The sequence below is a fragment of the Halomonas sp. DP1Y21-3 genome (assembly GCF_019801245.1).
Taxonomy (GTDB): domain Bacteria; phylum Pseudomonadota; class Gammaproteobacteria; order Pseudomonadales; family Halomonadaceae; genus Halomonas; species Halomonas litopenaei.
In genome coordinates, this window is the sequence record NZ_JAHVJM010000004.1 from 309,329 (window position 1) to 333,844 (window position 24,516).

A 24,516-nucleotide genomic window follows, 5' to 3' on the forward strand; every position below is an offset into this window, starting at 1 on the left:
TGAAAAGTGCCTACGCTCGGTAATACGGCGTTAAAAATCGGATCAACATGCTCATTTACACCCTGTAAACTGCGCTGTCTCACCGATTTTTGCCTTGTCTAACCTTCGCTCGCCGACTTTTCGGACAGAGCCTAAGGAGATGGGACGCTATCGTAAACTCGCTCCCACTCAGCGCACGTGGCGTGACTCATGGTCGAGTCGATGCTTCAGAAGCTGGTTCGGAAGCTGTTTCGGAAGCTGTTTCGGAAGCTGGTTCGGTCGATGCTTCAGAGGACGGTGCAGACGGCAGGCTACCGATCTGCGCCGGAAGGCCGATCCGCTGGTACAACTGCCGATACTGCTCAACCACCTGATCAAGTCCGAACTCGCTCACGATGCGCTCTCTTGCCTCTCGTCCCCGTTCCCGGCGCCTGTCGGCAGGTTCGTTCAAGGCTTCCAGCAAGGCCCGGGCGAGGGCCTGGCTATCTCGTGGTGGCACGATGCGTCCGCTGGTACCGAGGATGTAGTCGCTGTCACCGACATCGGTCGCCACACAGCTCAGTTCGCAGGCCATGGCCTCCGCCAGGGCATTGGGGAAGGCCTCGAGCCATGAACTCTGACAGAACACATCCATCGCCTGCATCAGCTCACCCACGTCGTCTCGCTCACCCGTCAGCAAGAAGCGCGAGCGGTACTCGTCCGGCACGATGCCGGCCAGCTCCGGCGCATCGAAATCGACGCCACGACCGACCACCAGAAAGCGTGCCAGAGGCATTCGTTCGGCGACGGTGACGCAGGCCCGCAACAGATTGGGATGATCCTTGATCGGGTGGCATCGGGCCACATGCCCCACCACCCGTTGTTCATCGGTGAACCCCAGACGCTTCCGCACCTGTTGCCGGCTGGCCGAATCCGGCGCCACGGCGGCGGTATCGAAGCCGTTGGGAATGACCAGTGCTGCGTCATCGCGGAAGCCGAAGTCGCGATGTTGCCGCCGAGACAGGCGACTGTTGAAGACGATCGCCCCAGGCCCGCCCGAGAGCCGTCGGTTGGCGCGAATGGCCCACCGGGTCAATGGTTTGTGGCGCTCGATCTGGTAGAGGCACTGGCGCACGTTCCAGCTCACCGCCGGCCGCTGGCGGCACAGGCGAGCCGCCATGCTGGCCATGAGGTTGCCGTGGTACATCCAGCCCTGAATGACGTCAGGGGCGAAACGTCGCACCAGAGCACCCAGACGAGGCAGGGTCCAGGGCGCGGGAATTCCCTGGCGCATGCCAAGGGCATGGACCTCGATGCCCAGCTCGCGAATACGTGGCCCGTAGCTACCCTCGTCCATCAGGGCGATCACTGCGACCTCGTCCGGGGCACTGACGCCTGCGGCCAGCAGATTGTAGAGATTTCGCTCCGCGCCACCGGTACCGAGTCCGGTGATGACATGAAGTACGCGCACAGACATGGGCAGACACATCCTGTGATGGGCAAGAAAGCGACAACAACGCAGTCGCTCAGGGAAAACGCAGAGGTGCCACGGAAATGGCGGTGGCCGAGATTTGCCGCGGATGGCCCGAGCACAGAGCCTTGCGCAGGCGCACCAGAACTCAGCCCTGCGACGCCATCGACGATACGCCGCTGTTCAGGCGAACAAGGTAGCGCTCGACGGCCAGTTCGGCGCCAAAATCGGCGGCGCGCTGGTGAACCGGTGGATGCTCGTCACGCGCCAGTACTTCGTCGAGCGCGTCTGCAAGCGCTTCGCTGTCGCCCATGGGAATCAGCCGCCCCCAGCGCCCGCCCTCGAGAATTTCCTGAGGGCCCGAGGGGCAGTCAGTCGCTACCACCGGAGTGCCGCAGGCCATCGCCTGGATCAGCACGCTAGGCAACCCCTCTGCGTAGGACGACAACGCGAAGACCCGGGCCTTGCGCATATACACAAAAGGATTGTCGACGAACCCGGGCAGCGATACGGCGTCGGCCACCCCGAGACGATGCGCCTGGTCAAGCAGCGTGTCTCGCAGCGGTCCTTCGCCGAGAATCGTCAGTCGCACCTCTCGGTGCTCATGGCGCTGACGCAGGCGTGCCAGAGCGTCGAGCAGCACGTCGAAACCCTTCTGTTCGATCAAGCGTCCCACCGCGACGATGCCGACTTCGCCGATATCCTCCACCGACGACTCGGCGAGCTGCACCAGCCGCTTGTCGACGATGGGATTGAAGATGACCTCGATCCGAGAGGGGTCCAGCGCCAGGCCTCTGGCCAGGTCATCGGCGACACCTTGGGAGACCGCCACCACGGCGTCGGCTCGCAGATAGGCATGGCGCATCAGCCGCCGCATCACCCGGGCATTGAAGCCGGTGTTTCTGGCGGTCACTGCAAAATAGTTGGTGTGCTCGGTCACCACCAGTCGACAGTCGAGGCGGGCCATCACCCGCGCCGCTACCGCCACCACGTTGGCGTGGCCCATCGCCGACAACAGGGCGGCGGGCCGTTCGCGCTTCAGATAGCGCACCAGCGCAGGCAGACTGCTGGCGACCCTGGAGGCGCCCAAGCTGAAATGGCGAATGCCGGGGGCGATTTCCGCCTGGTAGACGTTCTCGTCGCTGGCGGTCACCAGGTCGACCTCATGACCGGCCGCGACGAAGCCATTGGCGAGCAGCACCATGACCCGCTCCGCGCCGCCGCCCCGCAGCGACGGCAGAAACAAGGCAATCTTTTGCACAGGGCTTCGAACAGGGCTTTGCATGGCGTCCTTTTCCTTTGCTCTTCGTTCGAGCATGACCAATGGTCGGGCGGGCTTGAACGAGCGGGATGGCGTCTCAAGGGAGACTTAACGCTGCATCGCGCTCGATCTGGAGCCCAGGCGTCTCAACTTCAGCGCCAACGTCAACAGCGCGGAGGCAGCTCCGATCAGCACTGGGTGACTGGCCAATCGAAATAGCGCGAGATCCCGCCGCTCGCGCCAGTTTCCAGGGGTGAAAATCTCCACCTGAAAGCGGCAGGCGGTAAGGTCTCGTCTGCTCAGGCTGGACAACCACTGGCGTCGGGAAAAGGCGTTGCGATGATGGTCCTGACACAGGTAGCGCTTGACCACGTAACGACTGGCATCCAGATTGGCGCTGGAGCTCATGCGGCCCTGGCGCGTCACGTCCATGACTGCGGTCGGCTGCGGGTCGAACAGTAGACGCTCGCCCTGGTGAAAGGCACGAATGGCGAAGACCCAGTCCTGGTGCTTGCGCGTCGCGTCATCGAAGCGCGTCCCCTGCCAAAAGGCCTTGCACAGCGACAGGGTGGAGGAACGCACGTCTCCACGCTCCACGAACAGGTAGTGACGCATGTCGCCGCCGCGGTAGGCCGGAAGTCGCGACGCGCTCAGGCGGGAGGCGTCGGCGAGGCGCGCGAGATAGTTACCAAAGATGACGCCGGCGCCGCTATCGCGGTGCATGTCCATGCGGCGCTTGAGTGCCCCTGGCGCCAGGGCATCATCGGAGTCCAGAAAGAAGACGAAAGCCCCACGGCTCTCCTCGAGTCCCCGGTTGCGGGACACGGCGGCGTTGGACCTGGCAGGCTTCTCGATCAGCCTGACGGCTTCGTATCGCTGTACCAGCCGCGAGAGCGCCTCACGGTCATCCGAACAGTCGTCCACCAGCAGGATCTCGTGGCTCAACCCTTCGGTCTGGCTTACCACGGACAGCAGGGCTCGCTCGACGAAAGCGGCGCTATTGTAGGTCGGTATCACCACCGAGACCTGCATAGGTTTCCCTCCTGACGGTTCGGCCCTGACTTACCTGGGAGCCGCGACCTTGCCACCGTCGGATCGCCTTGATGAGCGCTCCTGCGGAAGCCGAAGCAGCGAGCCAAGATAATCGAGCCCTTCATCGCTGTAGCCATTGTCCATGTTGGCCGAGGGCGTAAAGGTCATCTCACCGAGAACGGGACGGCCGTGCTCGATGTAGAAGTCCACACGCACGAACGCAAAAGGCTCGGCCAAGGCGCGGGCGGACTCGAGCAGTGGTTCAAGACAAGCTGGACGGGCCAGATCGGCGGTGTCGGTGATGATCGGCACCTTGGCAGCCATCAGCTCAAGCGGCCCCCAGTCTCGATCGAAATAGGCGTAGCGAGTCTGCTTCTTGTCCGAGGCGCACAGCAGCACCACCAACGGCTCGCCGTTGAAGCAGTAGACCTTGTAGTCCAGGGGCGCGTCCCTCCCCCCGCTGTCCAGCATGCGCTCGGCAAAGATCCGCGGCACGATCTGATCGTAGTGATACTCGAGCTTGCGACGCCCATAGCGTTCCGTCATCCAGCGCGACAGATCCTGGCTGGCCTTGCGCCTTTCCAGGGTCGACTTGTCGTGCACCAGGATGTTGTAGCCGCAGCCGTGATTGCACTTCAGCACGAAGGCGTCTGGCAGGGCTTCCCAGTCGATCTCGTCGACACTGCGATAGACGCCCAGCAGATCATTGAGAATCGCACCCTGGCCTCTTGAGCTCGCGTAATCGTGCAGCCCGAGCTTGTCGGCGCACCTGGCCATCAGCGGGTCACGATGAAACAGCTTGAGCCACTGAAGCTTCTCGTCGAAGCGCCTGGGGGTTCGAAGGTCAAGGCGGCGCCGGGTCTTGCGTTGGTGCATCAGTCGCGTCGCCTGCTCGTTGGAGAAGGCGTCCAGCCCCAACATCCCCAACGTCCACAGCCGGGACTTGGCCGCGCCCATCCACTCATTCATGACCGCCATTGTCCGCTCCTTGCACGGTTCCATTGAAGCTCAATGACCGCCCTGCCGTTACTTCGCGGTCGTGTCGGCAACGCCGGCCTACCTGCGTTAGATCGATCAGGTCGCCCAGGTAGCGTTGTCCGTAGGCGTTGTAGCGCCGTGATACGTTCGCCCCGGGTGTAAACGTCATCTCACCGAGCACCGCCCGCCCTTGCCGCTCATAGAAGTCGACCCGGACGAAGACAAAACCCCGCGACAGCCGCTCGGCCAATTCGAGCATCTCGTCGAGCGCTCGAGGACGGGCCACGCCAGCGGGGCTCTGATGCTGCCGGTCATTCAGCTCGAGCCGTTGCCAAGCCGGATCATGGAAGTCGAAACGCATGTCGCCTCCCCTGTCGGTGCATACCAGCACCACGCGAGGGCGGCCATGAAAGCAGTAGACCTTGTAGTCCACGGGCACTCCCCCGGTAGCGGTCTCGATGTACTCCTCGGCCAGCACTCTCGGGGGAATGGCGTCGTAGTGATACTCCAGATAGCGTCGGGCGTAGCGCTCCTTCAGCCAACGCTGCAGCCGTCGCTTGACCGCTCGCTCGTCCGCCTTGCGCTTGTCGTCGATGATCACGTTGTAGCCGCAACCGTGGGTGCACTTCAGCGCGAAGCGCGCCGGCAGTTCGTCCCAGACGATCGCATCGACGCTCTCGTAGAGGCCGATCAGTCGACTGAGGGCAACGGCGCAGCCTCGCTCGGCGGCGAACTCTCGGACGGCGTACTTGTCGGCGCAGCGCGAAAGCCCTCGACGATCACCGTACAGCTTGAGCCACTGCAGCTTGTCATTGAAATCCCTGGGATCGTCGAGTTCGAGCCGCTGCCCGTACTCTCGCCGGTGCACCAGCCTTGTCGCCAGACGCGGCGACAGGCGGTCGACCACCCCCAGAGCGCATCGCCACCCCAGCTTCTCCGTCCTGTCGAAGGCTCGCTGAAATCCTGTCATACGATAATCCCTTGTACAGAAGCGCTCTCACGTCTTGATCAACCCCTGGTCACGCCGTCTTGCCCGAAACAGGGTCACACCGACCAGCGCCAGATTGAGCATGGCGCCGACCAGAGAGAAGGCCACCACCGCAACGAGATCGCTGTGATACACACGAAACCCCACATACAGCGCGGCCACACGGCCGAGCACGCTGAGTACCTCGTAAATCAGAAAACCACGCTGCAGGCCCAGACTGGCGATGGAGGCCACACTGGGCTTGTTGAGAAAGGCAAAGTACAGCCAGACCGCCATCCAACGTGCGTACTCGCCCGCCTGCCACCAGGGGTCACCGAACAGCAGAGCAAACAGCCAGGGCCCCAGCACCACCATGACGCCAAAGGGGGCGAGTCCAACCGCCGCCATCACCAGGGTGGTCTTCCCCAGTGACGCGGTAATCGGCTCGCCGCGGTTGACTGCCGAGGCTACATGGGGATAGAAGACGTCGTTGACCGACTTCGCCAGCAGCACCATGGGCGCGGCCAGTACCGAGGCCGCCAGGCTGTAGTGCCCGGCGGCTGCGGTACCGAAGAATGCCGCCAGCAACAACACCGGCAACGACTGCGACAAGGCGTTGAGCGTCACCTGGGGTGCGCGATACAAGGGAAAGTCACGGTGGCGACGCGCCAGTTCCCGCCATGGGGCGCCCCGGCCCCCGCCGACCAGACCATCACCGAGTCGCCGGTCTGCCCACCACAGCAGCAAGGCGTTAAGCCCACTGGCGGCGGCGGTGACAAGCACCAGCGTCACCCCGACCGGATGCAGCACTCCACCGGTCGCCTTGGCCAGGTTGAGGACCAGGGCATGGATCAACGCCACCTTGGCCGTCACCCCGAATCGCTGACGCCGAATCAGCCACTGCTGCATGACCTGTTGCATGGCCGCCAGCAGCATGGCCACAGGCAGCAGCCAGATCAGCATGGCGGCAAGCCTCGGATCGAGATGCCGATCCAGTAGTGGTTGCAGCACAGTGAGCGCCGCCACGGCGGCCAGCGCCAGCAGCACCGCCAACCCCATGCTGAGTCGGGCCAGCCCCCGGGCGTCTTCGTCGCGCGGCGGCAACACCATGGCGACCGGGTAGGTCAGGGCCGCCAGCGGCGCGACGACACTGACCAGGGCGCTGAAGGAACCGGCCAGGCCGAAGGCGTCAGGGCTGAACAGACGGGTGATGAGTGGCGCAAAGGCCAGACTCAGCGCCTGTGCCCCCGCCGTGCCACCGGCTACCAGCAACACCTGGGACAGCAAGCGATGACGTCTGAGCGCTGTCAGCCAGCCCCGTTGCGGCAAGACCGCGGCCACCGAGTCGGTATCCCGGGGCGTCATTCATTGCCTCGAAAGGGCTTCATGGTGACGCTTCCTTGGCCACTGATACCCTCGCGGCGCAGCACCTTGACGACCGTCATGGCCAGTATCCGGATATCGAGCGCCAGGCTGTGGTGGTCCACGTACCAGACGTCAAGCTGGAAGCGCTCGCGCCAGGAAAGCGCATTCCTGCCGTTGACCTGAGCCCATCCCGTAATCCCCGGTCGCACCTCGTGGCGACGGGCCTGGTCCCGGTCATACAGCGGCAGGTACTCCATCAGCAGCGGGCGTGGCCCGACCAGACTCATCTCGCCTTTCAGCACGTTCCAGAGCTCGGGCAGCTCGTCCAGGCTGGACGCCCGCAGCCAACCCCCGAGCGTCGTCATGCGCTGCTCGTCGGGCAGCGTGCGTCCCTGCTCGTCACAGCGCTGGGCGAGGGTCCTGAACTTGATCAAGCGGTAGGGACGGCCATGCAGCCCAGGGCGCCACTGAAAGAAGAAGGCCGGCTTGCCAAGCCTCAGCCGGACGAGTCCCCAGATGCCGAGCATCAAGGGGAATAGCAGGACCAGCAACGAGGCGGCCACCAGCACATCCAGACAACGCTTGGCCATCATCATCTCACCACGCTGGGGTCGAGCCCTGCCGGGCAGGACGACGCCGTATCGACCCCCATGGCCTCGAGGATGCTGTGATTGACGCGGTGCACGTCGTAGCGCTCCTCGGCGCGAGCGCGGGAGGCCTGGCCGTGCTGGACGATCAGCGCCGGCGTTTCCAGATAGCGTTGCAACGCCAGGCACAGGGCGTCGACGTCTTTCACCTCCACCAGATAACCGTTGACCCCCGGCGCGACGGTCTCGCGGCATCCCGGCGCGTCGGTGGTCACCACCGCACGCCCCAGGGCCATGGCCTCGAGCACCGTTCTCGGGGTCCCCTCGCGATAGGACGGCAGCACATAGACGCTGCATTCGGCGATGGCCGGACGGACATCATCGAGTCGACCGAGGTACTCGATGGCGCCGTCATCGATCCACGTCTGAAGCTCGTGCGCCGCGATGCTGTCGGGGTTGTCGTCCAGCCAACCCGCCAGGCGAAAGCGCACCTGGGGATGGCGCTGGCGGATACGCGTCGCTGCCTCGGCGTACTCGCGCACCCCCTTGTCACCCAGCAAGCGAGCGATCAGCAGGAAGCTGACCGGCTCTGTCGATGGAGCTACCGGCGAAAAATGCGCCAGATCCACTCCGGAACCGTTGATCACCCGGGACGCCGTGGTATCAAGGAGAATCCCCTCCTCGATGAACAGGCGACGATCATCCGGGTTCTGGAACAGCACCATATGAGCCCGCCCCAGAGCGACGCGACACAACCGCCGCACCAGCGCCTTGATCAAGCGGCGCTTGTTGCCACCCTGGGCGCCATCCTGGGTGCCGGTAAAGGCGTACCCCAGCCCGGTGACCAGCAGGGTGCGCTGGCGCACCCCCAACACCCAGGCGGCCAGTGCCCCGTAGACCACCGGCTTGATCGTGTAGGCAAAAAGCCCATCGGGGCGTACCCGCAGCATCAATCTCATCAGAGCCGCCAGGGTCTTCAGATCGGCCAGCGGATTCATGCCGGTGCGCGAAAGCGGGATATCGTGCAGCGTCGCGCCGAGGGCCTCGAGACTGGCTTTAAGACGCGACGAAGCAGCCGAACGCTCGGCGTCACCCTCACCGCCAGCGTCACCGGTAGCGCCCCTCCCCCCCACGGGCGCGGCGACATGGACCTCGATTCCGCGAGCGACCATCTCCCTGATCAGCTCACCGCGAAACCCGACGATGGACTCGGGGTAGCTCGCTACCATCAATAGTCGCTTGATCATCTCGCCACTCCATTTGGCGTGCTTCCGACAGACGGCGAAGCGCCCCCGGTCGATTCGGCGTCGGTGGTTGTCTGGCGCGGGCGCCCCATGACGGACATCAACAGATAGATAAGCACCGGGGTGAACATCCACTTCTGACGCGCAGCGATGCCCAGATTGGCAGTGGTCATCGCCAGGATGGTCCAGGCCAGCAGCAGGTAAAACCACAGAAACAGTCGATTGGCGGGAGGCGCATTGCGCCCGGTGATGGCGGCGATGCCACCGACCACCATCAGATACAGCAAGATGACGTTATCCACCGAGGAAGCCAGCTGGAACACACTGCTGGCTTCCATGGGCAGCGGCCTGAACATATAGGTGAAAAGCTGCATCGGCAGACTCATGGAGGCGATGTCCACCGCACCGCCGCCGGTCTGGTTGTAGCTCTGCCGCAATTCGATGTAACTCATCACCTGATCGGCATCGGAGCCGCTGCCGACCCCGGCGTAATCCAGCGCCAGGGGTACGATGATCGCCGCCCCGGCAAGCGCCGCAGTCCCCAGCAAAAGCCGCTGCCACAGCACGACGCCGGGCTGCAGACAGAAGGCAGCCGCCAAGGCGATCAGCTGTATACCGGCCATGTGCGGTCGCACCACCAGCATGATCATGACCGCCACCACCATCAGCAGGTGACGGCGTCTGAGATCAAGCGCCGCCCACAGCGAAAGCCCCATGGACAGAAACGACAGCGCATCCTTGCCGATGGCGGAGCCCCAGTAGTGCATCGAGGGCAGAAAGAGTACGGCCAGCGCCAGCAGACGAATACCCAGGGCACGCTCGGCAATGGCCTGATGGAGACTGCCGGCGAAGGCCAGCAGCCCGACATAGCCGGCCAGATTGAACACCAGAAAGGTCCCCAGAAACGACAGCCCCAGCCCCTGGGTGAACAGCGAGGTGAACACGATCACCCCGGCGGTGCCAAAGGAGAACTCGACGCCGTCGTTCAACGACGCCCGGTAGTACATCAAGGAATCTCCGCCGTCGCCGTTGACGAACCAGGCGTAGAGCACGCAGAAGGCCGTGTGCCAGAGATAGAGCGGCAGACACAGCATGTAAGACAGCCCGAAGGCTCGCCCCACCGCTCTGGCAAGCCACAGACCGAGCACGAACACCGCCAGGGCGGAGTACACGTCCCAGGCGGAGGTGACATAAGGGATGGGAACCATCGGCGGTAAGCTCACTCATTTGACGTGCAGGCATGCCGTTCGAATACCACGGGGGCCAGGCGCTGGACGGACAGCGTCCTTCTCAGGCAATCGCCACATGGTCGATGTCGTCGTGACCGGGATCGCCCACGGCCAGATCGCAGACTCGTCGGATATGAACGTCGCCCTTGAGGTCGACGAAGGTCACCCTGTCGAGCAGATCCAGGCAGTAGAGCTCAGAAGACGAGGAATAGTGATACACCACCAGTTCGTCGACCCGGCTAGCCAGTAGACGAATCCACACCTCGGCGGGAATCCACGGCTGCTCCAGCACCTGGATATCAGCATCGAGCCAGGCGCAGCCGTCGTGGGGATGGGGCTTGAACAGCAACAGAGGATGACGTCGCTTGAGCTCGGCAAGCCTCTCGGCGGAGATATCGCCGCCCCCCCAGGTACCCAGTACCAGCGCCGGCGTTGCCGACGTCAGCCGGTCGAGCCAGGGCGACAGCAGTGCCTGCCAGTCCTCCCAGCCTTGCTCCAGCTCGCCGACGAGCCCCGGGCAATAGCGCGCCTTGTGCGCCAGGCGTGGATTCAATCGGGCGTAGGTCCGCGGCCGCGAAACGAACACCAGGTCGGTCCTGCGGCCGCCTCCGAAACGCAGTCCGCAACCGCGCACCAGGGCCACCAGGCTCCACTTCAACCGCCTGGACAGAGGCATCTCGTAGAGATAGGAGCTGAAGTAGGTGCTGACCCCCTCCTCGTAAAGGCACAGACAGCCTGTCTTCAGCGGCGCCAGCAGCAGGTACTTGCTGGTGCGATCGTTGTCGATGAACAGACTGTCGTAGTGCAAGGCGCCCAGCGCCTCGCGTGCCGCGGCCTGGGTCGGCACGCGGCGTATCTCGTCAAAGAGAGATCGATGGTGGCTTGCTTCGACAAAGGCGTAGAAGGCGTCATACTCGGCGATGCTTTCGGCCACCAGCAGCACCAGCGCCTGCTCGATTCGATAGTGACGAACGATCGAGGCACAGGTCAGAAACTGCAGCGGCTTGCAGCAGATAAAGACGCTTCGGCCAAACGACGCCTGCGTGCTCGTCGCCGGCACTGCCCCCCCTGTGTCGATCCCTTCCTGAAGCGGTATTCCTGCCCCACCCGACGGATGCGCGCGCTCGCCACTCACCTCCTCCCTCGCCCGGTTCATACCAGCTCCACCAGGCCACAGTCGCGCCAGCGCTTGAGATAGTCGTGGACCACGCTCTCCTCGAGGCCGACCTCCCTGGCCAGCTGGCGCACGGTGGTCGGACGCGTCAAGGTCGGGATGGAGTCCATCAACAGGCGCATCCGCCGGCGTGACTCGTCCGGCACGTCACCGAAGGCGACCTGGCCAGGATCCACATAGAGGTCATGGCGGGGATGCGACAGGCAGACGTTGCCCTCGAAGCGCTTCTTGATCAGCGGCGAGGACTCGATATCGTCGATGGCGGCGAGCACCACGTCACGCGCCTCGAGCAGGCGCTGCGGCGACATCAAGCCAAGGTTATCGGCGTCGGTGTGATACTCGGGATAGGGATAGCGCGATAGCGAGGCCATGGGGATGCCGTAGGCTTCCCACAGGTACTCGTCATTGAGCAGCAGGCTCTCGAAGGCGCCCTCGCGGTAGTCGTGCCCACCCTCGCTGAGCACGCGCGACAACGCCTGCTCGATGTTCGATCCGGCACCTCGTGAGCGCTGCAGATTGAGTATGGTGGGCGAGCCCAGCATCTCGAGCATCACACCTTCGAACAGTCGAGCGCGCTCGGCGGCGGGAAGCCGCCCAAGATAATACTCGGTGCCCATGATGCCGGGGGCCAGCACCAGTCGATAGCTGAAGCGCCTGGGTCGCGCGGCAAGCGCCTCGAACACGGCGAGCCCCACCGCCACACCGGACAGACCATCGTTGGCGACACCAGGATGATCCAGGTTGGCCCCCAGCACGATGGTCTGCTCGAGCTGACCCGGCAGGTGATAGTCCAGGCAGCGCAGATACCCCGGCGCCTCACGGGTCTCGATCACCACCTCGTAGTCACCAGGCGCAAGACTCTCGACAAGACGACGTGGCACGCAGAACCCCCAGTCACGCTGCCAGCTGGTAAATAGCTGGCGAAAATGGAACGGGATGCGCTCGTCGTAGCGGTGATCAAAATGCAGGTGGGACTTGAGTTCTTCTCGCGAGACCGTGCCTCGGAACGGCAGTGACAGCGCCATCACCGCCATGGGATGCCAGCGACCATCATAGATACACTCGCCATCCTTGTAGATGGCCGCCTCCAGTACGTCCCACCTGGGCGGAATCACCCAGCCATTGTGGACGTCAGAGGCCTCGAAACGATGCTCCCTGAGCGGCCAGCGCTCGGCCAGGTAGGCCACCGTGGCGTCGTAGTCGCTCGAACAGATCACCCGATTCAGCGGAGTGAGGTCGGCCAACATGGCCATCATGGCGTCGCCGGCGGCGACAGACGCTGTCGTCGCGCTCTGCGTGCACGCTGTCATGACAAGATCCCTGTGCATGGTGGGTAGGCTGGCGGCAAACCGCCGGGGCCGCGCCAGGCTCGGCGCAAATGGGGAAGACGTGGAGGTGGACGAGGATGTGGTCAGCTATCCAACCTGGACGGTCGCCGGGTCGCCAGGGCAGGCAGCGGCCTGGCTGGGCAGATCATTGGTGTCCAGGCGCGGCAATAGCAAGGGGTCGTCCCGGGCCGGGTCGGCCTGTCGCGACGCCACGGTCAGCCCGGCGGCGCAGCCAAGCTGGCGTAGACGACCCAGCAGCGCTTCGTCGACGCCACCGTAGGGATAGCACATCACCCAGTCGTCGCCGAGCACCCCCAGGTTTCGAAGATGAGCGAGACTGACCTCGAGGTCCCTGCCCTGTTGTTCGGGCGTCAGGCTGTCGAACCAGAAGTGCTGATCTCCGTGGCAGCCGATATGCATGCCGGCGTCGTGCAGCAGGCGGACCTCGGCATCGCTCAGATAGAGCATTTCGGCGAAGGCTCGCTGGTCCGTGCTGACGAAGCGCGCAAACAGCTCATCGATGACGTCATGGCGAACCGCGAAGGGCAGCTCCCGCTGCAGCAGGCGCTTGAAGAACAGGGTATCGGGGTCATCGAAGCGTCCCTGGCGCGACAGCCGATGATAGACCCTGCGATGGATATCCTCGTAGGTCCCCAGGCCATGACGCTCGCGACGCTTGTCCAGTGCCCTTCCCAGAGCCGGCAGCAACTCTGCGGTGGAAGCGACGCTGGCCAGCACGAACTGGATCTTGTTGACGTCGAGGATCAGGCCGTCGCGCAGGGTACCGGTGCAGGGAAAGAAGCTACCCTGAAGGCCGCGTCGCTCGAGCTCCGGCAGCACATGTTCGAGGTGATCACGATAGCCGTCGTCGAAGCTCAACAGCACCGCCTGCTCGGGCAATGTCTGCTGGCCGCGCCAGGCGGCGATCACCTGTTCCATCGTCACCGGCCGATAGTGCCGCTCGAGATGGTCGAGCTGAGCGCGAAAGGCAGCAAGCTCCAGCGCCTTGAGGCGAGGATAGCGCGACCCGGCCAGCGGTCGGACATAGTGGTACATCACGATGGTCAACATCGAGCGAAACTCCTTCCCTGCCGTTCAACTGGTGCCGTTGATCGGGTGCCGTTCATCGGATGCCGTTTATCGGGCAGCGTGCATCGACGCCGTGCTACCAGGCGCTCAAGCCACCATCCACGTGAAGCGTCTGCCCCGTCACGTAGCCGGAGGCATCCGAGGCCAGAAAGATCAGCGCGCCGACCAGATCGGTCGGCGTTCCCATGCGCCCCAGCGGCACCCTGGCCGAATAGCGCTCGACAAAGGCTGAGTTCTGGCCACTCTCGATGCCGCCCGGTACCAGGGTATTGACGCGGATACCGTGGCCTGCCCAGAGCGTGGCGAGATAACGCGCCAGTCCAGACACCCCGGCCTTGGAGGCGGCGTAGACCGGAGGCGTGTTGATGGCCACCCCCAGGTACTGCGAGCCCTCGTAGATACGCGGATCGCAGCCCATCTCGCCGTAGATGGAACCGGTATGGATGATGCTGCCGCCTCGACCCTGCTCGATCATCTGCCGGCCTACCGCTCGCGACACCAGAAAGACACCGTCGAGATTGACCGCCATGACGTCACGCCACTGGGCCAGGGTGTAGTCTTCGGCCGGAGCAAAGAAGGCCTCCAGGTCTCGCGCCTTGGTCGCCGCATTGTTGTGCAGGATGTCGATGCCTCCCAGCGTCTTGACCGCATGCGCCACCATGGCCTCGACCGAGGCCTCGTCGCTGACGTCACAGCCAAGTCCGAGGCAAGGCTGACCGTGGTCGGTCTGAAGCTCGGCGGCGAAGCGCTCGGCCTCGGCAGCGTCGAGATCCACGACCACCAGCGAGGCGCCGCATTCGGCGAGTGCTCGACAGAAGTGCCGCCCCAGGATGCCCAGGGCCCCGGTGACCAGTGCTACCCGACCGCTCAGATCGAACAGCGCCGACACGGCGCGCGCCTGCGCGGGTACGAGGCCTGCACCCTCGTTGTCAGAGCGCATCGAGACGTACCTCCTCTCCCCGTTCGGCCGCGAGGCGCCCGGCGATCAACGTCTTGATCACCGCGAGTGTGGTCTGGCATTGATGACGATCCGGCCCCTGCTCGAGCATCCGCCAGAACTCCCACAGGGTGCGACGAAACATGCCGAAGTTGTCGCGGATGTCGGCACTGGTCTGGCCGGCATCACCAAACACCTCGATACGAAATACCGGCGGCACCTCGCCGAGCGCATCGATGCTCAAAAGGCTGCCGTCACTCATGGTGATGGCGAAGGACTGGTGGCCTGCCCCAAGCGCTCTGACGGACACCGGCGTCGCCGCCGTCAACGGCAGGATGGCGTCGAGCAGGTGAACCCCGTAGCGCTCCCAGTCCTTGACGATGGCGCCCCTGGCCAGGCGCCAGTTGCCCAGCGCCCCCGGCGCCGCACGCAGGGCGTCGAGTTCGCTGGCGAAGCGCATGCCGGAACATGACATCAGGCGCCCTGCTGCCAGGTAGGGGGAAAAATAGGCCAGATCCTGCGGATCCAGGGTCAGCGGCTTGTCGATGAATACCGCCAGGCCCGCCTCGAGAAAGGGTGCCGCCAGTTCGCGGTGGCTCGCCGGATCGTCACGGGCGATGATGACCGCATCCACCTGCCCCAGCATGTCACCAGGCTCGGCCACGGCCTCGTCGATATGGCAGGCGCGACATAGCCGCTCGGTGACGTCTCGATCCTGGGTCCAGGCGTGGGTGACACGCAGATCACCGACGCCGAATTCCGAGCGATGTCGCCGTGCCAGATAGTCATGGATCACCGGCCAGCCCGCCTCGGCCATGGCCGCATCGTGGTAGCCATTGAGGATGGCGGAAAACGAAAACGGGTGACCGTTGCCGGGACTCATGCCCAGCATGCCAATACGCCTCATCGGCACGCCCTGTCACTGCTGCTTACGTCCGCGCCACTGCTGTCGAGACCGCTGCTCTCGTCTGCCTCTGGCCAAAGCCGGGCAAAACCTGCCGGCGCGGTCCCCGCCAGCCAGTCGATGCCATCGAGGGACGGCGTCAGCGGTATCTCGTGACCCAGCCAGAAGAAGCGCCCGCTGGCGCCATCCGCGGGCAGTTCCAGTAGATGGTCCAGGGTCGGTAGACAGACCTCTGGCGCCATCGGTGCCTCGGGGGCCATCTTGCTGCGCACCGGGCCGGGGCTCATCAGGTTGATCTTGATATCCACGTCCTGATGCTCTCTGGCGGCGGTCACCGTCAGCGCATTCAGCGCCGCCTTGGAGGCGCTGTAGGCGGCATGCCCGGCAAAACAGTTGAGCGGTGCGCCGGAGGTGATATTGACGATGCGGCCAAAGCCACGACGGCGCATGCCGGGCAGCACCGCCGCCATGAGCATGGCCGGCGCGATGGCGTTGACCTCGAGCGAGCGCCGAAGCACGGCTTCGATGTCGGCGTCCACTGGCGCAGGCCGATTGAAGCCGGCATTGTTGATCAGATAGCCGACGTCGCCGCATTGCTCCATCAGTGACGCGATATCACTTGCGATCTCACCGCCGGCGAGATCCAGGCAGTGGACCTCGACACCGGGAAGGCTTGCGGCCAGTTCTGCCAGGGCGTTGGCGTCACGCCCCAGCGCGATCACCCGAAAGCGGCGGTTCAGGTGGCGGCACAGGGCCATGCCGACCCCACCGGTAGCCCCGGTGATCAAGATCGCCGGGCGCACATCGGCAGATGCGGGAGTCACTAAGGCTTCGACAGGGTGGCTCAACGGGCTCTCCAACGGGCTGTACAACGGGCTATCCTCAACGTGCTCTCCTCAACAGGCTTTCGACGATGACGAAGTCGTGCTCGCGGTCGATGTCGACCGAGCGTTCCGCCGGCATGATCACCGCGCCACTGCGCCCGAACAGCAACGCCTTGCCATCCTCGGGAAGACGATCGGGACGGAAGGCATAGACGGCACCATTGAGCTGATAGGCCATGGGTAACGCCTGTCGCGGCAGCCAGGGATCGCTGCCGTCGATAAAGGCGGTGGGCCGGCCCCGCGCATCCAGCCGCCAGGTACGGTGAGGATTGACCTCGGCAGCCTTGAAGGTGGCCACCGAATCCAGCCCCTGCACCACCAGACGCGACAGGCACTCGGCCACATCCTGGGCACTGCGCAAGGGGCAGGTGGGCTCCAGCAGCACCATCACCTCGGGAGCCTCGCCGCCCTGGTTCAGCTCATCGAACAGTTCGCGGATGGCGTCGATCACCAGCGCCTCGTCGGTGGCCAGATGCGCCGACCGACGATGCACCTCGGCGCCATGCCGGCGGGCCACCTGGGCAATCTCGTCATCATCGGTACTCACGATCACCCGATCGATCGCCATCACCTGCCGTGCCACCTCGATCGACCAGACCAGCAGCGGGCGTCCGCCGAGCGGCCTCAGGTTCTTTCTCGGCACCGACTTGCTGCCGCCCCGCGCCGGTATCACCGCCGTCACCGACATTGCCGCCTCGGACACTGGTGTCATCTTCATTTCCTGAAGGTTGTTAGGGTCGTTATCGAAGCGACGAAGGTCAGCCCATCAGGCCTTTGGTCGGAGAAGAGGTGCCGCCCAGAGGGGACACCTCGTCGATGTCGAAGAACCACTTCTCACGGATGCCGGCATCCAGCTTGACCCGTTTCAAGGTGTTCTTGATTCGCCGCGAGGCGGCTCCATCCTCGAAGGGGTCATAGGGATTGCTCAGGGCGCCCAGCGAACGCTTGAAGGTCTCGCTCAGGGCGGTCTCGATGCCCTTGGCGATGGCCTCCTCCGAGGCCTCGACATTGATCACGTTTGCCGCCTTGAGGCGGCCGTCCTGACGCTTGCCGACATTGACCACCGGCCGACGGAAGGATGGCGCCTCGATCAGACCGCTGGAGGAATTGCCCACCAGCACATCCATGTGCTCGAGACAGCCGTGATAGAGACGCTGTCCCAGACTGTCGACCAGACGCCTGGCCTCGGGGCGCTCGGCACACCAGCGCGCCAGCCGGGCATTGATGCTGCGTCCATGACAGTCGGCGTTGGCCTTGCACACCAGCACGTCCAGATCCTCGAAACGCGACAAGGCCGCGATCAGCGCTTCCACGTCCTCGCCCGTACCCGCGGTCACCGGGTGATAGGTGACCAGCGCGGTGGGTCGGTCCAGTGGCATGTCCAGGGCCCTTGCAAGCACTGCCCTGGTCGGCGTGCGGCTGCGGTACAGGTGATCGATGCCCGGCGCGCCGTGGACAAACACTCGGCCGGGGTCTTCCCCCATCTGCAGAATCCGCCGACGGTAGACCTCGGTGGCGGGAAAGTGCAGGTTGGCCAGCTTGGTCACCGCATGACGATAGTACTCGTCCAGGGCGCCACGACTGGTCTCGCCCCCGTGGAGGTGGGCCAGGGTGATACCGTGGGTGACCGCCGCCAACGCCACCGGCACGATTTCGAAACGGTCGCCCAGCAGGACCACCAGGTCGGGCCGGTCCTCGACCAGGGCATCGCCGACGCTCAACAGCGCCAGCCCCATGGCCTTGGTCATGGCGTTGCGCGAGTCCGACGCCAGCAGGATCTCGAGGCGTCGATGCAGACGAAAGCCGTCGCGCTCGATCTCGCTGACCGTGGAGCCGAACTCGGTGGACAGGTGCGATCCGCTGGCCACCAGCATCAGTTCTAGCGCAGGGTCTTCGTTGATTTCCCGAAGCAACCAGTAGAGCAGCCCATAGTCCGCTCGAGAGCTGGTCAGGACCCAGATCTTTCTCGGAGTCATGCCAGTCCCCCTCATGCCCAGGCCATCATGTCAGATCCGCCCAGTCCAGCAGGGCGTCACGACCGATACGGCGTCTGGCCACCCGACCGATCAACTGAGGCAGTGCGGCGGCCGGCAGACCGCTGCCAGGCCGCTTGAGCAGCAAATCGCCTTGCGCCAGCACTTCGCCGGCGTCGATATCGCGCCCGGCTACCACGCTGCGACGCACCAGCTCCCGCTGGGGCTGCTCACAGGGCGCCGGGCGCTTGCGCCCATCGCCGAGGGCCTGCTCGATACGACGAATGGCGGTCACCATCGCCAGGAAGGCCTGAGGATCCAGCGAGGCAGCATGGTCCGGCCCCGCCATGGTGGTATCCAGGGTCAGGTGTTTCTCGATGACCACGGCCCCACGCGCCACCGCCGCCAGCGCGATATCGATGCCATCGCTATGATCGGAGTAGCCGACCGGGCATCCGAAGGCCTGGGCCAGGGTATCCATGGCGGCGAGGTTGATCTGATCCACCGGCGCCGGGTATTCACTGACGCAGTGCAGTACCGTAACGTCGCCGGCCCCCGCCGCCGAAAGGGTCGCCAAGGCGGCTTCGATTTCCCCCAGGAAACTCATGCCCGTGGACAACAGCACCGGTTTGCCCTGGGCGCCGATACGTGTAAGCAGCGGCAGATTGGTCAACTCCCCGGAGGCCACCTTGAAGCAACCGACGTCCAGCGCAGCCAGCCACTCGACGCTGTCCTCGTCGAAGGGGCTGGCCAGGAATTCGATGCCACTGTCACGGCTGTACTGGGCCAATCGCCGAAAATCGTCAAGGCCAAGCTCCAGGCGCTTGAGCATGGCGTACTGGGAGCCGTCCTCCGGGCAGGCCTTTCGCTGGTAGCTTGCCTGGGCGGCGTCGGCGGTCACCAGTTGCTCCGCCTTGAACCACTGAAACTTGACGGCATCGGCGCCGCACTCACGTGCCGCGTCCACCAGCGCCATGGCGGTATCCAGGCACCCATTGTGATTGACGCCGGCTTCGGCGATCACCTGTACGCCTGGTGACTCGGCGCGGCTCGATGCCACCCTCCTGGTCTCGACAACCTCAGAATGACTCATTCGTGTCCCCTGCTTGCGCCTCTTGGCAGAAGCGCCTTCCCTGTTTGCGTAGACCTGCTTTTTGCGTAGACCTGCTTTAATTATTTTTTCGCCTTCTGGCGCTTTTCGCTGTGACGTCTTGTGGTGATGCGTGTCGGCCAGGCGCATTCATTGCCGTCGTCGCGCGGGCGTCCCGAGATACACTCCAGGGCGCGTTACGTCCCCTACCACGGTGGCGCCGGCGCCGATCACCGCCCCCGCACACACTTCGACCCCCTGGATCAGGTTAGCTCCGGTGCCGATCATCACGTCCGCCCCTAGCCTGACGCCCCCACTGAGCGTGGCACCGCAGGCGACGTGGACGTTGTCGCCCAGCACGCAGTCGTGGTCGACCACCGCCCGGGTGTTGATCAGACAGCCTCGTCCCAGACGACTGCCGGTGACCACCACGGCACCATCCAGTATCACGCTGCCGTCTCCCAGCTTCACGTCGTCATGCACCATGGCGTTGTGCGTGATCAACGGCGGCAGGTCGAATCCCTGCGCCAGAAAGGCCTCGAGCAGAGCGCGCCGCCAGGGCGCGCTGGTGACCATGCCGACCCCCAGGAAGGCGACGCCTGGCAGGCCTTCCGGCGACGCCAGTCGACAACGGTCCTGCCCCAGCCAGGGGACCGGCATGGCCGACGAGGGCTCCTGTGCCACGTAGCCGGCCACCTGCCAGCCAAGCCCGCGCAGTCCATGCAGCAGCACCCGCGCGTGGCCACCGCCGCCGATCACGAAGCACTGCTTCATCGGTGCCCGCCTCCCTTCATCGATGCGCGTTCGCTTTACCAGCACTCCGTCCGTCACTTCGCCAGCGCTTCGTCCGTCGCTTCACCCGTGCCCTCATTTGCGCGCTTTACCGGAGTCCCGTCTCAGGCGCTCTGCGCCATTCGCTTGAACACCTCGTTGCGCGACATCAGCTCCCGGTAGCTGCCCTGATCCACCAGGCGTCCACGCTCCATCATGTAGATGCACTCGCAGGCCATGACGGTGGTCAGTCGATGGGCGACCAGCACGATGGTCTTGCGACCGGCGAAGTCGTGGATCGCATCCATGATCAGCCGCTCGGTGATGCCGTCCAGGGCACTGGTCGCCTCATCCAGCACCAGCACCTCGGCCTCGTGATAGAGCGCCCGAGCGATCCCGATGCGCTGGCGCTGTCCCCCGGAGAGCTGGACACCGCGCTCGCCGACCAAGGTCTCGATGCCCTGAGGCAGCTCGGCCACGAACTCGGCCAGGTGGGCGAGCCGAAGCGCCCTTTCGACGCGGTCGTCGTCGATGCACTCGGGGGCCAGACCGAAGGCCACGTTGTCGCGAATGCTGCCATCGCATAGATAGAGCTGTTGGGAGACGAAACCCAGCGCGTCCTGCCACTGGCGACGATTGGCCTCATCGATGACCTTTCCGTCCACGCTGATGCGCCCTTGCTGTGGCTGCATCAGTCCCAGCAATAGATCGATCAGGGTGGACTTGCCGGAACCGGAGGCGCCGACCAGGCCAATCACGCTATTGGCCGGTATCACCAGGCTGACGTCGTCCACCGCGGGAGAGCGTGCGCCGGGATAGCGAAAGCTGACCCCCTCGAGGCGAATCTCGCGCCGGGCCTTGAGGGCTGAGCCGCCCTGGGCCGAGTCACCGCCATGCTCAAGGTGGTCATGGGCATGGCTGGCCCGCAGGTCATTGCGAATTTCCTCGAGCGCATGCAGGTTCCCGCGGATGCTCGAGACGCTGGCGTAGATATGCTGAAAAGCCGGCAGCAGCTTGAAACCCGCCAGGGCATACACCGCCAGTACCGGCAGCATCGACGCCATCTCGCCCTGGTGGGTCTTGAGCAGGTAGAACAACAGCAGGATCACCGAGGCGAAGGCCACCACCTCCATCGCATAGCGCGGCGCCTGCTTGAGCGCCTGATTGGTGCCCTGGGCCCGGGCAAAGCGTCGACTGGCCCGGTCGAAACGCTCGGTCAGCTGGGTCTGACGCCCCAGCAGCAACAGATCCTTGATCCCTCCGAATCCCTCGGCCATCAGCCGAAAGCGCTGGCCCTGGGCCGCCGACAGCGCCTCGCCGTTACTCATCAGGCGACGCCGGGCGGTGTGATAGAGCAGCAGGTAGGCCAGCGAGAACAACGCCATGGCGCACAGCGCCACCGCGGGGTTGTAGATCAGGATGGCCAGCGACATGAACAGCGCCAGCACCACCTTGGCATTCATCTGCATCAACGGATCGATGACGCCCAGCATGACTCGCTGGCACTCCTGAGCGATCTGCTTGGTCAGATAGCTGCTGCTGCCTCCGGCGTGGAACAGCCAGTCCTTGTGCATGTAGTGGGCGAACAGTCGGGAACCCAGCTCCGCCCCGACGGTGGCGCCGTAGACCGCCAGCCGCCACACCGTCACCATCGACACCACCGCGGCGACCGACAACGCGCCCAGCACCCCCAGCCCAAGCCATAGAAGAAAGCGCTCCGGCGAGTCGGCACCGCTGGCCCGATAGAGCTCGCCCATCACGCCGTCCCCGCCAAGACGCTCCAGATCGCCCACTACCGCCATGAAGGGCGCGATGGAGGCGACGCTGAGCAGCTCGCACAGCGCCATCGCCACCACCAGCACCTGCAGCCGCAGCAGTTGCCGGCGCTGGTGGTGAGTCAGCAGGCCGTAGAGTTCGCGCAGATCAGTCAGCATCTCACCGTCCCTGGTTGTCGCCGCTGCCGTACTTACTGGTAGGCATAGACATAGTGACCATAGCCGTAACCATGCCTGGCGCTGGGGTCCATGGCGTTGAGGATGCAGCCCTTGACCCTGACGTTGGAGGTCTCCAGGCGCCTGAGCGCCACCCTGACCTCCTTGACCGGGTTGAGCTTGAAGCGCGTCACCAGCAGGCTGGTGCCCACCCGGTTACCGACGATGGCGGCGTCGGTCACCGCCAGCACAGGCGGGGTATCGACGATCACCAGATCGTAGTCGCGACTGAACTGCTCCATCAGCGTGGTGAAACGCTCGCGCATCAGCAGTTCCGAAGGATTGGGCGGGCATGCGCCTCGCGACAGATAGTCGAGGCCTTCCACCTCGGTCTGGCGGATGACCTCGGCCACCTCGCTCTTGTCCGACAACAGGTCCGACAGGCCACTTTCGGCCTTGGCGCCGAAGGCGCTGTGCAGGTGTCCCTTGCGCATGTCGGCGTCGATGACCAGGACCCGTTGACCGGCCTGGGCACAGATCACGCCCAGATTCAGCGAGATGAAGCTCTTGCCGATCTCGGGGCTGGGGCCGGTGATCATCAGGCAGTTGTTGGGCGCTTCCATCATCGCGAAGTGCAGACTGGTGCGCAGGCCACGCAACGCCTCGATGGCCATGTCGGTCGGTTGAGTCAGGGCCAGCAGGCCCTTGATCACCGGCTGACTGCGCCGGTCGCTGCGATACTTGACCCGCTTGACCAGGCGCTGCTGAAACTCGGAAAGCGGCACCGTGGCGTACACCGGCAGCCCCAGGTCCTCGAGCTGGTCCGGGCTCTCGATGCCGCGATTGAGCATGCCACGCACCAGTACCACCGCCACCGCCAGAAAGGCACCGATAACGGTGGCCAGGGCCATCATCAGGCCGGCGTTGGGTGCCACCGGATCGTCATCCACATACGCATCGTCGATGACCCGCACATTGCCGATGGTGCCGGCCTTGGCGACCGCCACCTCTTGCGCACGATTAAGCACATTGACATAGATCGCCTGGGTCACCTCCACGTCCCGGGTCAGGCGCACGATTTCCTGCTGGGACTCGGGCATCTCGCTGACACGCTCCTCCAGTCGGGCCTTCTCCTGGTTGAGGATGCCGCGCTGGCGCATCAACGCCTGATAGGTGGGGTGATTGCGGGTGAACCTCTGGACCAGTTCGGCTTCCTGGAAATCCAGGGTGTTGAGCTGTTCCTCCACCGAGATCAACTGCTCGACCACCGAGGCCGCCTCGGAGTCCAGGTCGATACTGTCCACCTCGACGCGATAGGCATTGAGCCGATCTTCCGCCGACGACAGCGAGGCCTTCAATGCCACCGCCTGCTCATCGAGAAAGGCCAGGCTCTGGTCGGCCTGGGCCGACTGCCGCTCGACATTCTGCATCAGGAAGGTTTCCGCCAGGACATCCAGCGACTCGCGCACCCGATCGATGTCGGTGCCGGTCAGGGTCAGGCGCAACATGCCGGTGCTGGCGCTCGAGCCGCTGCCCTGCTCGGTGACCGTCAAGCGAGCCAGCAGCGAATCGATGGCCGACACCTGGGGGCGCTTGGACAGGCTGAACTCGGCACCTGGCGCTGCGGTCATCTCGCGAACGCTCAACACCACATCGCCTCCGGCGAATCTTGCGGTATCGCCGACACGACCGACACCCAACAGATCACCGTCAGGACCAAACAGCTGATAGCCGGCATCGCGGCCTGCCACCAGGCGGAAGGCCGCGCCGCGATAGGAGTCAGCGACCTCGAGGCGCGCCAGTTGCAGCGACTCTCCTGCCCACACCAGATGGCTCAGATCCCATGCCTCGGGCATCAACCGCTCGAGCCATCCAAGCGGAGCAGTCATCCAGCCCAGCTCAGCCAGGTCCTCTCGGGTCACCCCTTCACGCACCAGGTAGTCACCGACCAGCGGCAGACGCCGTGGCGACACCTGGGTGTCGAGGGCGAGGCGGTCAACCACCCGCCCCAGCACCATGCGAGACCGCAGTATCTGCACCTCTGCCGAGGTGTTCTCCTCTTCTCCCATCACCGTGGCCAGGTCCCCCAGCGGACTGACCGAGGCCCGACGCTCCACGTGCACCAGGGCGTCGCCCTCGTAGATGGGTGGCTTGAGCAGGGCGGACACATAACCTGCCGCTCCGAACAGCAGGGTGACGGCGAGGATCCACCACTTGTGCCGGAGCAATAGCCCCAGGATGCGCCCGAGGTCGATATCCTCGCGGCCGGGAGCGGAAGGCAAGCGTGACATTTGGGTCATGACGGCAGGTCCTGTCGGTGGCCTCGAGCGCGGCGACACGAGG

General features: G+C 64.6%; 21 protein-coding genes. All 21 read right to left on the reverse strand.

The window, feature by feature from the left end; genetic code table 11:
* Nucleotides 1-187 precede the first annotated feature (187 nt).
* The 21 genes from KUV74_RS13560 to KUV74_RS13660 all read right to left on the reverse strand — a co-directional run bounded on the left by KUV74_RS13560 (nt 188) and on the right by KUV74_RS13660 (nt 24,473).
* Entirely contained in the window at nt 188-1,435 is a 1,248-nt protein-coding gene (locus tag KUV74_RS13560) for a glycosyltransferase (RefSeq protein WP_222516578.1), read from the reverse strand.
* 142 nt (nt 1,436-1,577) lie between these two features.
* Nucleotides 1,578-2,714 carry a glycosyltransferase gene (locus tag KUV74_RS13565; protein WP_222516579.1) on the reverse strand — a complete coding sequence of 379 codons (1,137 nt, stop codon included), beginning with the start codon at nt 2,712-2,714 and terminating at the stop codon, nt 1,578-1,580.
* A gap of 84 nt (nt 2,715-2,798) precedes the next feature.
* On the reverse strand, nt 2,799-3,722 hold the full coding sequence (locus KUV74_RS13570; protein WP_222516580.1) for a glycosyltransferase family 2 protein: 924 nt from the start codon (nt 3,720-3,722) through the stop codon (nt 2,799-2,801).
* Nucleotides 3,723-3,752: 30 nt separating this feature from the next.
* Complete coding sequence (locus tag KUV74_RS13575; RefSeq protein ID WP_222516581.1) at nt 3,753-4,700, reverse strand: ATP-grasp fold amidoligase family protein; 948 nt, start codon at nt 4,698-4,700, stop codon at nt 3,753-3,755.
* Nucleotides 4,684-5,670 (reverse strand): ATP-grasp fold amidoligase family protein, encoded by a 987-nt coding sequence (locus KUV74_RS13580; RefSeq protein ID WP_222516582.1) that lies wholly within the window; start codon nt 5,668-5,670, stop codon nt 4,684-4,686. Before KUV74_RS13580 ends, KUV74_RS13575 begins: the two co-directional genes overlap by 17 nt.
* A 27-nt stretch (nt 5,671-5,697) precedes the next feature.
* Complete coding sequence (locus KUV74_RS13585) at nt 5,698-7,032, reverse strand: lipopolysaccharide biosynthesis protein (protein ID WP_222516583.1); 1,335 nt, start codon at nt 7,030-7,032, stop codon at nt 5,698-5,700.
* Nucleotides 7,029-7,622 carry a sugar transferase gene (locus KUV74_RS13590; protein ID WP_045994001.1) on the reverse strand — a complete coding sequence of 198 codons (594 nt, stop codon included), beginning with the start codon at nt 7,620-7,622 and terminating at the stop codon, nt 7,029-7,031. Before KUV74_RS13590 ends, KUV74_RS13585 begins: the two co-directional genes overlap by 4 nt.
* A 2-nt stretch (nt 7,623-7,624) precedes the next feature.
* Entirely contained in the window at nt 7,625-8,866 is a 1,242-nt protein-coding gene (locus KUV74_RS13595; RefSeq protein WP_222516584.1) for a glycosyltransferase family 4 protein, read from the reverse strand.
* Nucleotides 8,863-10,071, reverse strand: a complete 1,209-nt coding sequence (locus tag KUV74_RS13600) for a hypothetical protein (protein ID WP_222516585.1) — start codon at nt 10,069-10,071, stop codon at nt 8,863-8,865. The genes KUV74_RS13595 and KUV74_RS13600 overlap by 4 nt, the downstream gene beginning before the upstream one ends.
* Before the next feature lie 82 nt (nt 10,072-10,153).
* Nucleotides 10,154-11,152: a hypothetical protein gene (locus KUV74_RS13605; protein WP_045993990.1), complete on the reverse strand. Its 999-nt coding sequence runs from the start codon at nt 11,150-11,152 to the stop codon at nt 10,154-10,156.
* 92 nt (nt 11,153-11,244) lie between these two features.
* Nucleotides 11,245-12,576, reverse strand: a complete 1,332-nt coding sequence (locus KUV74_RS13610; RefSeq protein ID WP_222516586.1) for a DUF4910 domain-containing protein — start codon at nt 12,574-12,576, stop codon at nt 11,245-11,247.
* A 105-nt stretch (nt 12,577-12,681) separates the two neighbouring features.
* Nucleotides 12,682-13,665 (reverse strand): polysaccharide deacetylase family protein, encoded by a 984-nt coding sequence (locus KUV74_RS13615; protein WP_222516587.1) that lies wholly within the window; start codon nt 13,663-13,665, stop codon nt 12,682-12,684.
* Between the two features lie 94 nt (nt 13,666-13,759).
* Nucleotides 13,760-14,623, reverse strand: a complete 864-nt coding sequence (locus KUV74_RS13620) for an SDR family oxidoreductase (protein WP_222516588.1) — start codon at nt 14,621-14,623, stop codon at nt 13,760-13,762.
* Nucleotides 14,613-15,512, reverse strand: a complete 900-nt coding sequence (locus tag KUV74_RS13625; RefSeq protein WP_222516589.1) for a Gfo/Idh/MocA family oxidoreductase — start codon at nt 15,510-15,512, stop codon at nt 14,613-14,615. Before KUV74_RS13625 ends, KUV74_RS13620 begins: the two co-directional genes overlap by 11 nt.
* Before the next feature lie 11 nt (nt 15,513-15,523).
* On the reverse strand, nt 15,524-16,348 hold the full coding sequence (locus KUV74_RS13630) for an SDR family NAD(P)-dependent oxidoreductase (protein ID WP_222516590.1): 825 nt from the start codon (nt 16,346-16,348) through the stop codon (nt 15,524-15,526).
* A 58-nt stretch (nt 16,349-16,406) separates the two neighbouring features.
* Nucleotides 16,407-17,120, reverse strand: coding sequence for a cytidylyltransferase domain-containing protein (locus KUV74_RS13635; protein ID WP_222516591.1), 714 nt, complete (start codon nt 17,118-17,120; stop codon nt 16,407-16,409).
* A gap of 46 nt (nt 17,121-17,166) precedes the next feature.
* Entirely contained in the window at nt 17,167-18,384 is a 1,218-nt protein-coding gene (gene neuC / locus KUV74_RS13640) for a UDP-N-acetylglucosamine 2-epimerase (protein ID WP_222516592.1), read from the reverse strand.
* Nucleotides 18,385-18,409: 25 nt separating this feature from the next.
* Nucleotides 18,410-19,474 carry an N-acetylneuraminate synthase gene (gene neuB / locus KUV74_RS13645; RefSeq protein WP_108132863.1) on the reverse strand — a complete coding sequence of 355 codons (1,065 nt, stop codon included), beginning with the start codon at nt 19,472-19,474 and terminating at the stop codon, nt 18,410-18,412.
* 147 nt (nt 19,475-19,621) lie between these two features.
* Nucleotides 19,622-20,245, reverse strand: a complete 624-nt coding sequence (locus KUV74_RS13650; RefSeq protein ID WP_222516593.1) for a NeuD/PglB/VioB family sugar acetyltransferase — start codon at nt 20,243-20,245, stop codon at nt 19,622-19,624.
* A 122-nt stretch (nt 20,246-20,367) separates the two neighbouring features.
* The gene (locus tag KUV74_RS13655) at nt 20,368-22,176 is read right to left on the reverse strand and encodes an ABC transporter ATP-binding protein (protein WP_222516594.1); all 1,809 of its coding nucleotides are present in this window, start codon (nt 22,174-22,176) and stop codon (nt 20,368-20,370) included.
* Nucleotides 22,177-22,208: 32 nt separating this feature from the next.
* Nucleotides 22,209-24,473 carry a polysaccharide biosynthesis tyrosine autokinase gene (locus tag KUV74_RS13660; protein ID WP_108448999.1) on the reverse strand — a complete coding sequence of 755 codons (2,265 nt, stop codon included), beginning with the start codon at nt 24,471-24,473 and terminating at the stop codon, nt 22,209-22,211.
* Nucleotides 24,474-24,516 lie beyond the last annotated feature (43 nt).

Excerpts from the sequence above, each read along its gene's own strand:
- KUV74_RS13560 (WP_222516578.1), bottom strand. The coding sequence starts at position 1,435 with ATGTCTGTGCGCGTACTTCATGTCATCACCGGACTCGGTACCGGTGGC.
- KUV74_RS13565 (WP_222516579.1), bottom strand. The coding sequence starts at position 2,714 with ATGCAAAGCCCTGTTCGAAGCCCTGTGCAAAAGATTGCCTTGTTTCTG.
- KUV74_RS13570 (WP_222516580.1), bottom strand. The coding sequence starts at position 3,722 with ATGCAGGTCTCGGTGGTGATACCGACCTACAATAGCGCCGCTTTCGTC.
- KUV74_RS13575 (WP_222516581.1), bottom strand. The coding sequence starts at position 4,700 with ATGGCGGTCATGAATGAGTGGATGGGCGCGGCCAAGTCCCGGCTGTGG.
- KUV74_RS13580 (WP_222516582.1), bottom strand. The coding sequence starts at position 5,670 with ATGACAGGATTTCAGCGAGCCTTCGACAGGACGGAGAAGCTGGGGTGG.
- KUV74_RS13585 (WP_222516583.1), bottom strand. The coding sequence starts at position 7,032 with ATGACGCCCCGGGATACCGACTCGGTGGCCGCGGTCTTGCCGCAACGG.
- KUV74_RS13590 (WP_045994001.1), bottom strand. The coding sequence starts at position 7,622 with ATGGCCAAGCGTTGTCTGGATGTGCTGGTGGCCGCCTCGTTGCTGGTC.
- KUV74_RS13595 (WP_222516584.1), bottom strand. The coding sequence starts at position 8,866 with ATGATCAAGCGACTATTGATGGTAGCGAGCTACCCCGAGTCCATCGTC.
- KUV74_RS13600 (WP_222516585.1), bottom strand. The coding sequence starts at position 10,071 with ATGGTTCCCATCCCTTATGTCACCTCCGCCTGGGACGTGTACTCCGCC.
- KUV74_RS13610 (WP_222516586.1), bottom strand. The coding sequence starts at position 12,576 with ATGACAGCGTGCACGCAGAGCGCGACGACAGCGTCTGTCGCCGCCGGC.
- KUV74_RS13615 (WP_222516587.1), bottom strand. The coding sequence starts at position 13,665 with ATGTTGACCATCGTGATGTACCACTATGTCCGACCGCTGGCCGGGTCG.
- KUV74_RS13620 (WP_222516588.1), bottom strand. The coding sequence starts at position 14,623 with ATGCGCTCTGACAACGAGGGTGCAGGCCTCGTACCCGCGCAGGCGCGC.
- KUV74_RS13625 (WP_222516589.1), bottom strand. The coding sequence starts at position 15,512 with ATGCTGGGCATGAGTCCCGGCAACGGTCACCCGTTTTCGTTTTCCGCC.
- KUV74_RS13635 (WP_222516591.1), bottom strand. The coding sequence starts at position 17,120 with ATGACACCAGTGTCCGAGGCGGCAATGTCGGTGACGGCGGTGATACCG.
- neuC (WP_222516592.1), bottom strand. The coding sequence starts at position 18,384 with ATGACTCCGAGAAAGATCTGGGTCCTGACCAGCTCTCGAGCGGACTAT.
- neuB (WP_108132863.1), bottom strand. The coding sequence starts at position 19,474 with ATGAGTCATTCTGAGGTTGTCGAGACCAGGAGGGTGGCATCGAGCCGC.
- KUV74_RS13650 (WP_222516593.1), bottom strand. The coding sequence starts at position 20,245 with ATGAAGCAGTGCTTCGTGATCGGCGGCGGTGGCCACGCGCGGGTGCTG.
- KUV74_RS13655 (WP_222516594.1), bottom strand. The coding sequence starts at position 22,176 with ATGCTGACTGATCTGCGCGAACTCTACGGCCTGCTGACTCACCACCAG.
- KUV74_RS13660 (WP_108448999.1), bottom strand. The coding sequence starts at position 24,473 with ATGACCCAAATGTCACGCTTGCCTTCCGCTCCCGGCCGCGAGGATATC.